General features: G+C 52.2%; 14 protein-coding genes, 2 pseudogenes and 1 other annotated feature. Of the genes and pseudogenes, 15 read left to right on the top strand and 1 reads right to left on the bottom strand.

The features are described from left to right. Positions 1–65: 65 nt before the first annotated feature. The 11 genes and pseudogenes from trpL (at position 66) to ACLD11_RS02965 (ending at position 9592) form a co-directional block, all read left to right on the top strand. Positions 66–110 carry a trp operon leader peptide gene (gene trpL, locus ACLD11_RS03015; RefSeq protein ID WP_010989026.1) on the top strand — a complete coding sequence of 15 codons (45 nt, stop codon included), beginning with the start codon at positions 66–68 and terminating at the stop codon, positions 108–110. Further along, positions 87–182, top strand: a sequence feature (Trp leader region). It overlaps the preceding gene by 24 nt. A 22-nt stretch (positions 183–204) precedes the next feature. Continuing rightward, positions 205–1767 (top strand): anthranilate synthase component 1, encoded by a 1563-nt coding sequence (locus ACLD11_RS03010; RefSeq protein WP_001194386.1) that lies wholly within the window; start codon positions 205–207, stop codon positions 1765–1767. Beyond that, positions 1767–3362 (top strand): bifunctional anthranilate synthase glutamate amidotransferase component TrpG/anthranilate phosphoribosyltransferase TrpD, encoded by a 1596-nt coding sequence (trpD, locus tag ACLD11_RS03005; protein ID WP_411014512.1) that lies wholly within the window; start codon positions 1767–1769, stop codon positions 3360–3362. The genes ACLD11_RS03010 and trpD overlap by 1 nt, the downstream gene beginning before the upstream one ends. 3 nt (positions 3363–3365) lie before the next feature. Continuing rightward, on the top strand, positions 3366–4724 hold the full coding sequence (trpCF, locus tag ACLD11_RS03000) for a bifunctional indole-3-glycerol-phosphate synthase TrpC/phosphoribosylanthranilate isomerase TrpF (protein ID WP_411014511.1): 1359 nt from the start codon (positions 3366–3368) through the stop codon (positions 4722–4724). A 9-nt stretch (positions 4725–4733) separates the two neighbouring features. Next, positions 4734–5927, top strand: a complete 1194-nt coding sequence (gene trpB, locus ACLD11_RS02995; RefSeq protein ID WP_411011259.1) for a tryptophan synthase subunit beta — start codon at positions 4734–4736, stop codon at positions 5925–5927. Beyond that, the gene (trpA, locus tag ACLD11_RS02990) at positions 5927–6733 is read left to right on the top strand and encodes a tryptophan synthase subunit alpha (RefSeq protein WP_023227058.1); all 807 of its coding nucleotides are present in this window, start codon (positions 5927–5929) and stop codon (positions 6731–6733) included. The genes trpB and trpA overlap by 1 nt, the downstream gene beginning before the upstream one ends. A 480-nt stretch (positions 6734–7213) precedes the next feature. Beyond that, positions 7214–7396 carry a general stress protein gene (locus tag ACLD11_RS02985; RefSeq protein ID WP_000807657.1) on the top strand — a complete coding sequence of 61 codons (183 nt, stop codon included), beginning with the start codon at positions 7214–7216 and terminating at the stop codon, positions 7394–7396. 89 nt (positions 7397–7485) lie between these two features. Beyond that, positions 7486–7989, top strand: coding sequence for a ferritin-like domain-containing protein (locus ACLD11_RS02980; RefSeq protein ID WP_001022826.1), 504 nt, complete (start codon positions 7486–7488; stop codon positions 7987–7989). 73 nt (positions 7990–8062) lie between these two features. Next, positions 8063–8176 (top strand): annotated as a pseudogene (locus tag ACLD11_RS02975) (DUF892 family protein); the annotation flags it as partial. 122 nt (positions 8177–8298) lie between these two features. Further along, positions 8299–8694: pseudogene (locus ACLD11_RS02970) on the top strand (ferritin-like domain-containing protein); the annotation flags it as partial. A gap of 19 nt (positions 8695–8713) precedes the next feature. Beyond that, the gene (locus ACLD11_RS02965) at positions 8714–9592 is read left to right on the top strand and encodes a manganese catalase family protein (RefSeq protein ID WP_023185838.1); all 879 of its coding nucleotides are present in this window, start codon (positions 8714–8716) and stop codon (positions 9590–9592) included. 81 nt (positions 9593–9673) lie between these two features. Here ACLD11_RS02965 and ompW read toward each other — a convergent pair whose 3' ends face one another. After that, positions 9674–10312 (bottom strand): outer membrane protein OmpW, encoded by a 639-nt coding sequence (gene ompW / locus ACLD11_RS02960; protein WP_411011257.1) that lies wholly within the window; start codon positions 10310–10312, stop codon positions 9674–9676. Between the two features lie 336 nt (positions 10313–10648). Here ompW and ACLD11_RS02955 point away from each other — a divergent pair, with 336 nt between their 5' ends. The 4 genes from ACLD11_RS02955 (at position 10649) to yciA (ending at position 12980) form a co-directional block, all read left to right on the top strand. Further along, the gene (locus ACLD11_RS02955; protein WP_411011256.1) at positions 10649–11053 is read left to right on the top strand and encodes a YkgJ family cysteine cluster protein; all 405 of its coding nucleotides are present in this window, start codon (positions 10649–10651) and stop codon (positions 11051–11053) included. A gap of 25 nt (positions 11054–11078) precedes the next feature. Beyond that, a complete protein-coding gene (locus ACLD11_RS02950) occupies positions 11079–11822 on the top strand; it encodes a YciC family protein (RefSeq protein ID WP_000028507.1) in 744 nt (247 codons plus the stop codon). 56 nt (positions 11823–11878) lie between these two features. Then, positions 11879–12418 (top strand): septation protein A, encoded by a 540-nt coding sequence (locus ACLD11_RS02945; RefSeq protein ID WP_000808683.1) that lies wholly within the window; start codon positions 11879–11881, stop codon positions 12416–12418. Between the two features lie 160 nt (positions 12419–12578). Then, on the top strand, positions 12579–12980 hold the full coding sequence (gene yciA / locus ACLD11_RS02940; RefSeq protein WP_000210317.1) for an acyl-CoA thioester hydrolase YciA: 402 nt from the start codon (positions 12579–12581) through the stop codon (positions 12978–12980). The last annotated feature ends 46 nt before the right edge of the window (positions 12981–13026 follow it).

Below are 13026 nucleotides of genomic sequence, written 5' to 3'. Positions count from 1 at the left end.
GTGTTGACATTATTCCATCGAACTAGTTAACTAGTACGAAAGTTCACATGAAGAGGGTATCTAAAATGGCAGCGACATTTGCATTACACGGTTGGTGGCGCACTTCCTGATAGCGGGCGGTGTATGAACAGCTGTAATCAGCCAAACGATACCCGGCCCGCCTGTTAAGCGGGCTTTTTTTTGAACAAAATAATGAGAATAACCATGCAAACACCAAAACCCACGCTCGAACTGTTGACCTGCGATGCCGCCTACCGGGAAAACCCTACGGCGCTTTTTCACCAGGTCTGCGGCGATCGCCCGGCCACGCTGCTGCTGGAATCCGCGGATATCGACAGTAAAGACGATTTAAAAAGCCTGCTACTGGTGGATAGCGCGCTGCGCATTACCGCTTTAGGTGACACTGTCACTATTCAGGCGTTATCTGATAATGGCGCCTCGTTATTGCCGCTACTGGATACCGCCCTGCCCGCAGGCGTGGAGAACGAAGTCCTGCCTGCCGGTCGCGTTCTACGCTTCCCGCCCGTCAGCCCATTATTAGATGAAGACGCCCGTTTATGCTCTCTGTCGGTATTTGATGCGTTCCGCCTGTTACAGGGAGTGGTGAACATACCGACGCAAGAGCGGGAGGCTATGTTTTTCGGCGGTCTGTTTGCCTACGACCTGGTCGCTGGCTTTGAAGCGCTGCCACACCTTGAGGCTGGCAATAACTGCCCGGACTACTGCTTTTATTTAGCGGAAACGCTGATGGTGATAGATCATCAGAAAAAAAGCACCCGTATTCAGGCCAGTCTGTTCACCGCCAGCGACCGGGAAAAACAGCGTCTGAACGCCCGCCTGGCGTACCTTAGCCAACAGTTAACCCAGCCTGCGCCGCCGTTGCCGGTGACGCCGGTGCCGGACATGCGCTGTGAATGCAATCAGAGCGATGACGCGTTCGGCGCGGTGGTACGCCAGTTGCAAAAAGCCATCCGCGCGGGGGAGATATTTCAGGTGGTGCCGTCGCGCCGCTTTTCACTGCCCTGCCCGTCGCCGTTGGCTGCCTACTACGTGCTGAAAAAGAGCAACCCCAGCCCGTATATGTTCTTTATGCAGGATAATGATTTCACGCTTTTCGGCGCGTCGCCGGAAAGCTCGCTGAAATATGACGCCGCCAGTCGTCAGATTGAGATTTACCCCATCGCGGGTACCCGTCCACGCGGTCGCCGCGCCGATGGTACGCTGGACAGAGATCTCGACAGTCGTATTGAGCTGGACATGCGTACCGACCATAAAGAGCTTTCCGAACATCTGATGCTGGTCGATCTGGCGCGCAATGACCTGGCGCGCATCTGTACGCCGGGCAGTCGCTACGTTGCCGATCTGACTAAAGTTGACCGCTATTCGTACGTGATGCATCTGGTTTCCAGGGTGGTGGGCGAACTGCGTCACGATCTCGACGCGCTGCACGCCTATCGCGCCTGCATGAACATGGGCACCCTGAGCGGCGCGCCGAAAGTACGCGCCATGCAGTTGATTGCCGATGCGGAAGGACAGCGCCGCGGCAGCTATGGCGGCGCGGTCGGCTACTTCACCGCCCACGGCGATCTGGACACCTGTATTGTTATCCGCTCCGCGCTGGTGGAGAACGGTATCGCCACCGTACAGGCGGGCGCCGGAATTGTGCTGGACTCTGTTCCGCAGTCTGAAGCCGATGAAACCCGTAATAAAGCGCGCGCCGTATTGCGTGCTATCGCCACCGCGCATCATGCACAGGAGACCTTCTGATGGCTGATATTCTGCTGCTCGATAACATCGACTCGTTTACCTGGAACCTGGCAGATCAGCTACGGACCAACGGTCACAACGTGGTGATTTACCGTAACCATATTCCGGCGCAGACGCTTATCGATCGCCTGGCGACAATGAAAAACCCGGTGCTAATGCTCTCCCCCGGTCCGGGCGTTCCCAGCGAGGCAGGCTGTATGCCGGAGCTGCTGACCCGACTACGCGGCAAGTTACCGATCATCGGCATTTGTCTGGGGCATCAGGCGATTGTCGAAGCTTACGGCGGTTATGTCGGTCAGGCGGGAGAAATCCTGCATGGCAAAGCCTCCAGCATTGAGCATGACGGTCAGGCGATGTTCGCCGGGCTGGCGAATCCGCTACCGGTCGCGCGTTATCATTCGCTGGTCGGCAGTAATGTTCCTGCCGGGCTGACCATTAACGCCCATTTCAACGGCATGGTGATGGCGGTACGTCATGATGCGGATCGCGTTTGCGGTTTTCAATTTCATCCTGAGTCCATCCTGACGACACAGGGCGCGCGCCTGCTGGAGCAAACATTAGCCTGGGCGCAGCAAAAGCTGGAACCGACCAACACCCTACAGCCGATTCTGGAGAAACTCTATCAGGCGCAAACACTGACGCAACAAGAGAGCCATCAGTTGTTTTCGGCGGTCGTCCGCGGCGAACTTAAGCCTGAACAGCTCGCCGCCGCGCTGGTGAGCATGAAAATTCGCGGCGAGCATCCCAATGAAATTGCCGGCGCCGCCACTGCGTTGCTGGAAAATGCCGCCCCGTTCCCGCGCCCGGAGTATCTGTTTGCGGATATCGTTGGTACCGGCGGCGATGGCAGTAACAGTATCAATATCTCTACCGCCAGCGCCTTTGTCGCAGCGGCCTGTGGACTGAAAGTGGCGAAACACGGCAACCGTAGCGTGTCCAGCAAATCGGGGTCATCCGATCTGCTGGCGGCGTTCGGTATTAATCTGGATATGAACGCCGATAAATCACGTCAGGCGTTAGATGAACTGGGCGTCTGTTTCCTGTTTGCGCCGAAATATCACACCGGATTCCGTCACGCGATGCCGGTTCGCCAACAGTTAAAAACGCGAACCCTGTTCAACGTACTCGGCCCGCTGATCAACCCGGCGCATCCGCCGCTGGCGTTGATTGGCGTCTATAGCCCGGAACTGGTGCTGCCGATTGCGGAAACCTTAAAGGTACTGGGCTATCAGCGTGCGGCGGTGGTACATAGCGGCGGCATGGATGAGGTTTCACTCCATGCGCCGACGATTGTCGCGGAGCTGCATGATGGCGAAATTAAAAGCTATCAACTGACGGCGGAGGATTTTGGCCTGACGCCTTACCATCAGGATCAGTTGGCTGGCGGCTCGCCGGAAGAAAACCGTGACATTCTGACGCGGTTACTACAAGGTAAAGGCGATGCCGCGCATGAGGCCGCCGTCGCCGCGAACGTGGCGATGCTGATGCGTCTGCATGGTCAGGAAGATCTCAAGGCCAACGCGCAAACCGTGCTTGATGTTCTGCGCAACGGCACCGCATATGACAGAGTCACCGCACTGGCGGCAAGAGGGTAAATAATGCAAACCGTTTTAGCGAAAATCGTCGCAGACAAGGCGATTTGGGTAGAAGCCCGCAAACAGCAACAGCCGCTGGTCAGTTTTCAAAATGAGATCCAGCCAAGTACACGCCATTTTTATGATGCGCTCCAGGGCGCGCGTACCGCCTTTATTCTGGAGTGTAAGAAAGCATCGCCATCAAAAGGCGTGATTCGCGATGATTTCGATCCGGCGCGTATTGCCAGTATTTATCAACATTACGCCTCGGCGATCTCGGTGCTCACCGACGAAAAATATTTTCAGGGGAGCTTCGATTTTCTGCCGGTCGTTAGCCAAAGCGCGCCGCAGCCGATTCTGTGTAAGGATTTTATTATCGATCCGTATCAGATCTACCTTGCCCGTTACTATCAGGCCGATGCCTGTTTACTGATGCTCTCGGTTCTGGATGACGAACAGTATCGCCAACTCTCCGCCGTCGCGCACAGTCTGAAAATGGGCGTGCTCACGGAAGTCAGTAATGACGAAGAACGGGAGCGCGCGATAGCGTTAGGCGCAAAAGTGGTAGGTATCAACAATCGCGATCTGCGCGATCTGTCAATTGATTTGAATCGCACCCGCCAGCTGGCGCCAAAACTGGGCCACGGCGTGACTGTCATCAGCGAGTCCGGGATTAACACCTATGGTCAGGTACGCGAACTGAGCCACTTCGCCAACGGTTTTTTAATTGGCTCCGCGTTAATGGCGCATGACGATCTTAACGCCGCCGTCCGTCGCGTGCTGCTTGGCGAGAATAAAGTCTGCGGCCTGACCCGCGCCCAGGACGCTAAAGCTGCCTGTGACGCTGGTGCAATATATGGCGGGTTGATTTTTGTGCCCTCATCTCCGCGCGCGGTTAGCGTTGAGCAGGCGCGAGAAGTGATAAGCGCCGCGCCATTGCAGTACGTCGGTGTTTTCCAGGACGCTGATATCGCCGATGTTTGCCAGAAAGCTGCCGTCCTGCCGCTTTCTGCCGTACAGCTACATGGCAGCGAAGACCAGGCGTATGTCAACGCGCTGCGCGAGGTGTTGCCGCGCAATGTGCAAATCTGGAAGGCGTTGAGCGTTAGCGATGCCCTTCCCGCACGCGATTATCACCATGTTGATAAATACATTTTTGACAATGGGCAAGGCGGCAGCGGGCAGCGCTTCGACTGGTCACTGCTACAGAGACAATCGCTGGATAATGTGTTACTGGCGGGCGGGCTGGCGGCCGATAACTGCGTCCAGGCGGCGCAAGTCGGCTGTGCCGGTCTCGATTTTAATTCAGGTGTGGAGTCACAGCCGGGCATCAAAGATGCTCGTCTTCTGGCCTCGGTTTTTCAGACACTGCGCGCATATTAAGGAAAAAACATGACAACACTTCTCAACCCCTACTTTGGTGAATTCGGCGGCATGTATGTGCCGCAGATCCTGATGCCTGCGCTGAACCAGCTTGAAGAGGCCTTCGTCAGCGCGCAAAAAGATCCTGAATTTCAGGCGCAATTCGCCGATCTGCTAAAAAACTACGCGGGACGCCCCACCGCGCTGACGAAATGCCAGAACATTACCGCCGGTACGCGTACCACGTTGTATTTAAAGCGCGAAGATTTACTGCACGGCGGCGCGCACAAAACCAATCAGGTACTGGGTCAGGCGCTGCTGGCCAAACGGATGGGGAAAAGCGAGATTATCGCTGAAACCGGCGCCGGTCAGCACGGCGTCGCCTCTGCGCTCGCCAGCGCCCTGCTGGGTCTGAAATGCCGTATCTATATGGGCGCCAAAGACGTTGAGCGCCAGTCGCCGAACGTCTTCCGTATGCGTCTGATGGGCGCTGAGGTCATCCCGGTTCATAGCGGCTCCGCTACGCTAAAAGATGCCTGTAACGAGGCGCTGCGCGACTGGTCCGGTAGTTACGAAATCGCGCACTATATGCTCGGCACGGCGGCAGGACCGCATCCCTATCCCACCATCGTTCGCGAGTTCCAACGCATGATTGGCGAAGAGACGAAAGCGCAAATCCTCGACAAAGAGGGCCGTCTGCCAGATGCCGTTATCGCTTGCGTCGGTGGCGGCTCAAACGCTATCGGGATGTTTGCGGATTTTATTAATGATACCAGCGTCGGGCTAATAGGCGTTGAACCTGGCGGTCACGGTATTGAAACCGGCGAGCATGGCGCGCCGCTTAAACATGGTCGCGTTGGCATCTATTTCGGGATGAAAGCGCCGATGATGCAAACAGCGGACGGGCAAATTGAAGAGTCCTATTCCATTTCCGCCGGGCTCGATTTCCCGTCCGTTGGGCCGCAACATGCGTACCTGAACAGCATCGGACGCGCGGATTATGTCTCCATTACCGATGATGAGGCGCTGGAAGCCTTCAAAACGTTGTGCCGCCATGAGGGAATTATCCCGGCGCTGGAATCCTCCCACGCGTTGGCGCACGCTCTGAAAATGATGCGCGAGCAGCCGGAAAAAGAGCAACTGCTGGTGGTCAATCTCTCTGGCCGCGGAGATAAAGACATCTTTACCGTACACGATATCCTGAAAGCGCGAGGGGAAATCTGATGGAACGCTACGAAAATTTATTTGCACAGCTCAACGATCGCCGGGAAGGCGCTTTTGTCCCCTTCGTAACTCTGGGCGACCCTGGCATTGAACAGTCACTGAAAATTATCGACACACTGATTGACGCTGGCGCCGACGCTCTGGAACTGGGGGTTCCCTTCTCCGATCCGCTGGCCGATGGCCCTACCATCCAGAATGCGAACTTACGCGCCTTCGCCGCTGGCGTCACGCCGGCTCAGTGTTTTGAAATGCTGGCGCTGATTCGTGAAAAACACCCGACCATTCCGATTGGCCTGCTAATGTACGCGAATCTGGTGTTCAATAACGGCATAGATGCATTCTATGCCCGTTGTGAACAGGTTGGCGTAGATTCCGTGCTGGTCGCAGATGTCCCGGTTGAAGAATCGGCCCCCTTCCGCCAGGCGGCGTTACGGCATAATATCGCGCCGATCTTCATCTGCCCGCCAAATGCGGATGACGATCTTCTGCGCCAGGTCGCATCTTACGGCCGCGGTTACACCTACCTGCTTTCGCGTTCGGGCGTCACCGGCGCGGAAAACCGTGGCGCATTGCCGTTGCATCATCTCATTGAGAAGCTTAAAGAGTACCATGCCGCGCCTGCGTTACAGGGCTTCGGTATCTCCTCGCCGGAACAGGTGTCTGCGGCCGTGCGTGCCGGGGCGGCTGGCGCTATCTCCGGCTCAGCCATTGTCAACATTATCGAGAAAAACCTCGCGTCTCCCGAACAGATGTTGGCGGAACTCAGGTCCTTTGTCTCAGCGATGAAAGCCGCCAGCCGCGCATAACGGGTTAAGCCGTCAGCATAACGCTGGCGGCTTAATGAGTGGTTGACGCTGAACCAGAATCGCGATTCAGACGTACATCATCAATCTTTTTGCTGTTTTTCCCTGTCCAGCTTTCAAAAAGTCTGAAGTCAATTTTTGCTAAGAAAAATCCTAATCACACCGGTAACTCTCGCGTTTTCACGTCAATTTCCCTCTCCCTTATGTAAAGTAATGTCAACAAACAATGTGTTAACGTTTCTGTGGCCGCAGATAGTAACTCTTGTTATTAATGACAATGCAAAGCATTTTCTGTTAAAACGCTTATTCTAAAAGAAAATATAGAATATATTATCTTTAAACCATTTTTTATGCGTTATTTACGCGGTAAATCACAACTATTTCCGTCAATTTGACTAATCGGTTTAACCAACTAATTTTAATAGTGTGTCGACACGGTTAAAAACCGATTTTTTCAGCAAACAACGAGACAGGAGAAATAATATGGCCGAACATCGTGGTGGTTCAGGAAATTTCGCCGAGAATCGTGAGAAAGCATCTGAAGCAGGCCGCAAAGGCGGTCAACATAGCGGTGGGAATTTCAAAAACGATCCGCAACGAGCTTCTGAAGCTGGTAAAAAAGGTGGCCAGAATAGTCACGGCGGACGTAAATCCGATAATTCCTGATTTACTGTAATGTAAATATAACACATGCTTTTATCAAGCAATCTGCGAGTCTTCTGGCTCGCAGTATTTTGCCCAGGAGAATTAGATTTATGAATATCAAAACCGTTGAAGACCTTTTTATCCATCTACTTTCAGACACCTATAGTGCAGAAAAACAATTAACCAAGGCTCTTTCTAAACTTGCCAGAGCTACGTCCAATGAAAAATTAAGCCAGGCCTTTCAATCTCATCTTGAAGAAACCCAAGGTCAGATTGAACGTATTGATCAGATCGTCGAATCTGAATCTGGCATTAAACTGAAAAGAATGAAATGCGTCGCTATGGAAGGGCTGATTGAAGAAGCCAATGAAGTCATCGAAAGTACGGAGAAAAACGAAGTACGCGATGCAGCGCTTATCGCCGCGGCGCAAAAAGTCGAGCATTACGAAATCGCCAGCTACGGCACGCTAGCCACCCTGGCCGAGCAGCTTGGCTATAGCAAAGCATTAAAACTACTCAAAGAAACCCTCGACGAGGAAAAACAAACTGATTTAAAACTTACCGATTTAGCAGTCAGCAATGTTAATAAAAGTGCTGAACGCAAATCGAAATAATATCTATAGTTATCAGCTTGCATGATTCCAGTTTTATTATCGGAGCAGATTATCACGCATTGAGGAATTTAAAATGAATTATACTGAACATTATCATGACTGGCTTCGTGACGCCCATGCCATGGAAAAACAGGCAGAATCGATGCTTGAATCTATGGCCAGCCGTATTGAAAATTATCCTGATATATACCCAAAATAATTCGAGTTGCTTAAAGGCGGCAAGGGAGTGAGTCCCCAGGAGCATAGATAACTATGTGACTGGGGTGAACGAGCGTAGCCAACACATAAGCAACTTGAAGTATGAAGGGTATAAAAGCCAGAATTGAACAGCACATTAATGAAACCAAACATCAAATTACCATGCTCGAAGAAGTGTTGGACCGTAATGGCATTTCCCGTTCGGTGTTGAAAGACTCCATGAGCAAAATGGCAGCGATGGGGCAATCTATCGGTGGCATGTTCCCTTCCGATGAAATTGTTAAAGGCTCAATCAGCGGTTATGTTTTCGAGCAGTTCGAAATTGCTTGTTATACCTCCCTGCTGGCGGCGGCAAAAAAAGCTGGCGACACTGCCTCAATTCCGACGATTGAAGCCATTCTGAAAGAAGAAATGCAAATGGCTGACTGGCTTATCAAACATATTCCGCAGACAACAGAACAATTTTTACTGCGATCTGAAGCAGATGGCGTTGAAGCCAAAAAATAAATAATAAGCAGGAGGCAATATGTTTCGACACGTAAAACAACTTCAATATACTGTGCGAGTGAGCGAGCCTAATCCTGGATTAGCGAACCTGCTGTTGGAACAGTTTGGCGGCCCACAGGGCGAACTGGCGGCCGCCTGCCGCTACTTCACGCAAGGTTTAAGCGATGATGATGCCGGTCGTAGAGAGATGTTAATGGACATCGCCACCGAGGAGCTGAGTCATCTGGAAATTATCGGCTCGCTGGTAGGAATGCTTAATAAAGGCGCTAAAGGCGAGCTGGCGGAAGGCACCGAAAGCGAAGCGGAACTTTATCGCTCGCTGACGCAGAATGGTAATGACAGCCATATCACCTCTCTGCTGTATGGCGGCGGCCCTGCGTTGACGAACTCCGGCGGCGTACCGTGGACCGCGGCTTATATTGATACTATCGGCGAAGTCACAGCCGATCTACGCTCAAACATCGCGGCAGAGGCGCGAGCGAAGATCATTTATGAACGCCTGATTAATCTGACCGACGATCCTGGCGTAAAAGACACGCTCAGTTTCTTAATGACCCGTGAAGTCGCGCACCAGCTCTCTTTTGAAAAGGCGCTGTATTCGATTCGTAACAACTTCCCGCCGGGTAAATTACCGCCGGTAGAACAGTATACCGACGTGTACTACAACATGTCGCAAGGCGACGATCCGCGAGGTAGCTGGAATAGCGATGAGAACTTCAACTATGTCGCAGAACCGATGCCTGCTGTTGATGGCGGCGATGGCCTGGCGACAGTGAAATTGCCGCGCGAGCAGTTGGCGCTGCTCAAAGCGATGGCCGAAAGAACGAAATCGGACCCCACCGTTGATCCTCTCACTGGCGCAGAACCAGGCTGCGGCGAACCGAAAGAAGACAAGTGAGTTCCGACAAGTAAAATCCGTGTGTCATGTCCTTTTTTGACCCCGCCTGGCGGGGTCTTTTTTCGTCACAACATCACGCGATTAGAAACGATAGCCTGCCGAGAACATAAATACCCATGGGTCCAGACGCACGCTGTCATGCTGCTGAACGCCGCCCATTTTATAATTGGCGGTAGTATCAATATCCATGTACCAGACAGAGGCGCCAATTAACCAGTCGCGGTTAATCAGGTAATCTACCCCAACTTGCCCTGCCGCGCCCCAGGAATCCTTAAAGCTCAGATCGGACAGCCCGGCCTTTTTACCATTATCGTTGAAGTCGTTATCGAAGAAGGTGGTGTAGTTCACCCCCACGCCGACATAAGGACGCACTTTGCTGTTGGAATCGCCGAAGTACCACTGCGCCATTAACGTTGGCGGCAACAGGTGAACCGTGGCGATATCGCCCGTCGCGCCCGTACCCACCTTATGGCGGAACGGCGTGGCCGCCAGCAATTCAACCCCGATATTGTCCGTCGCCATGTAAGTGAATGTCAGTCCGAGTTGCGTGTTATTACTCACATCAAACCCGTTTAAATGCCCCAGCGTACCACCCGCCCCTTCTGTAGGTCTGACGGTTGCCGGACCTGCGCGCATAAAGAATTCTCCGGCTTCGTGCGCGAACGCGCTACCTGAGAGAAGAGTTGTTAACGCCAGTGCCGCCACTGTAAATTTTTTCATACCCGCTCCATCGTTATGGTTATAAAAGCGTGATGAATATACCCACAATGAAGTAATAAGTGATCTAACACAGATCACATTTGTTCTTATAATTTAACATTTATTGATCCAGATTAATTTAGAACTTGTATTGAAAATCCTGGTTATAGTAATTCAGATCAATTTTGACATATTCACGCTATGCAAATATTTGTCTGCTCTGTTGCCCTGGCGATAAAGGCTGGCTAAGGTAATCAATGTCCCACAATGGCGCGTGGCGTTAAGATTCGCGAACACTGCGGGACAGATTAATTTCCGTTGTAATCTATTGATACGTGAGTTTTTTGCAGGTGAATCATGAGCGTTCTTAACCCATGCATGACATGCGGTGCCTATTGTGCCTATTTCCGTGTCTCCTTTTATTGGGCTGAAGGCGACGATGCCAGCGGACGCGTTCCGGCATCATTAACCGAGCCTGTTACCCCTTTTTTACGTTGTATGGCCGGTACCAACCAAAAACAGCCGCACTGTAAAGCGCTAATTGGCACGCCGGGTGAAAATGTCAGTTGCGCTATTTATGAAAACCGCCCTTCAACCTGTCGCGAATTTTCGATATCGGGCGAAGGAGGCGAAGTGAATGAGGCGTGCAATCGCGCCCGCGCGCGATACGGATTACCGCCGCTTTACAAAGATATGCTTTTCCATACAACTGCTGATGCTGCCACTGTAGAGTTATCCAGGGTACAATTGCCCGCAAATTAACACCTGCAAAACTCAAGGAGAGTGCATGTCTATCACGGCGAAGTCCGTTTACCGTGACGCCGGAAATTTTTTCCGAAATCAATTTATTACTATCTTGCTGGTTTCGTTGCTGTGCGCATTTATCACGGTGGTCTTAGGTCATGCCTTTTCACCCAGCGATGCGCAAATCGCGCAACTCAGTGAAGGAGAACATCTGGCAGGCAGCGCTGGCCTGTTTGAGCTGGTACAAAATATGACGCCGGAGCAGCAGCAGATCCTGTTGCGCGCCTCTGCCGCCTCGACGTTTTCCGGGCTTATCGGCAACGCTATTCTGGCCGGCGGTATCATCCTGATGATTCAGTTAGTTTCAGCGGGACATCGGGTTAGCGCGCTGCGCGCTATCGGCGCCAGCGCCCCTGCATTGCCTAAACTGTTTATTCTCATTTTTCTGACTACCCTGTTAGTGCAAATCGGTATAATGCTGATTGTCGTTCCGGGGATTATTATGGCCATTGTGCTGGCGCTTGCGCCAGTGATGTTGGTTGAAGAGAAAATGGGCGTGTTTGCCGCAATGCGCAGCAGTATGCGTTTAGCCTGGGCTAACATGAGACTGGTCGCGCCTGCGGTGATAGGCTGGTTACTGGCTAAAACATTGCTATTGCTGTTCGCGCCCAGCTTCGCTGTACTGACCCCAAATGTAGGCGCTGTACTGGCGAATACGTTGAGCAATCTGATTTCCGCAGTATTGCTTATCTACTTATTCCGCCTGTATATGTTGATTCGCCAATAATCCGCAATGCGCCGTTACGCGGCGCATTCGACGCTCGTTGATGATGGAATCGAAGAATGAAGCAGTTTCTGGATTTTTTACCGCTGGTTGTCTTTTTTGCGTTTTATAAACTTTATGACATCTATGCGGCGACCTCCGCACTGATTGTCGCGACGGCAATCGTGCTGATTTATAGCTGGGTGCGCTATCGGAAAATAGAGAAGATGGCGCTGATTACCTTTGTTCTGGTTGCCGTCTTCGGCGGTCTGACGCTCTTCTTCCATAACGATGAATTTATTAAATGGAAGGTGACGGTTATTTATGCGCTGTTCGCCGGCGCGCTGTTAATAAGCCAGTGGGTGATGAAAAAACCGTTAATCCAACGTATGTTAGGTAAAGAACTGGCGTTGCCGCAGCAGGTCTGGTCAAAGCTGAATCTGGCGTGGGCGCTGTTTTTTATTGTATGCGGTCTGGCTAACATTTATATCGCCTTCTGGTTGCCGCAAAATATCTGGGTCAACTTTAAGGTCTTTGGACTCACGGCGCTGACGCTCATTTTTACCCTGCTGAGCGGCGTCTATATCTACCGGCATCTGCCACAGGAAGATAAATCATAACCCTCCCGTAACTTATCATCGCCAGACTGCGAACGCCTGGCGATATTTTCTTCGCCTTTACGCCCTGCGCTTTCCCGTCAGTACCTTTATTCCCACTATTCTCCACACAAAATTCATAGTAGCATCGCGGCTGTAATTTTTTCTGATAGTCGGTTTTACAATGACAACAATGGATAATACTCCTCAGGGCGAGCTGGTTTTACGTACATTGGCCATGCCTGCCGATACCAATGCGAACGGCGATATTTTTGGCGGCTGGCTGATGTCGCAAATGGATATTGGCGGCGCGATACTGGCCAAAGAGATCGCGCACGGTCGGGTTGTAACCGTACGCGTGGAAGGAATGACATTTCTGCGCCCCGTCGCGGTTGGCGATGTCGTATGCTGCTACGCGCGCTGCGTTAAACGCGGCACGACGTCTATTAGCATCAATATTGAAGTCTGGGTGAAAAAAGTCGCGTCAGAACCGATTGGACAGCGCTACAAGGCCACCGAGGCGCTGTTTATTTATGTTGCCGTCGATCCGGACGGTAAACCTCGCCCGCTCCCGGTTCAGGGTTAAGTATACCCGCTTACGCCGCCAGCAGGTGATGGTAATATTCCTACTG

It is taken from the genome of Salmonella sp. 741265116_PST (assembly GCF_046567715.1).
GTDB classification, from domain to species: domain Bacteria; phylum Pseudomonadota; class Gammaproteobacteria; order Enterobacterales; family Enterobacteriaceae; genus Salmonella; species Salmonella enterica.
The sequence above is the reverse complement of the archived record's forward strand: the minus strand, read 5'-3'. Positions and strand labels throughout refer to the sequence as shown.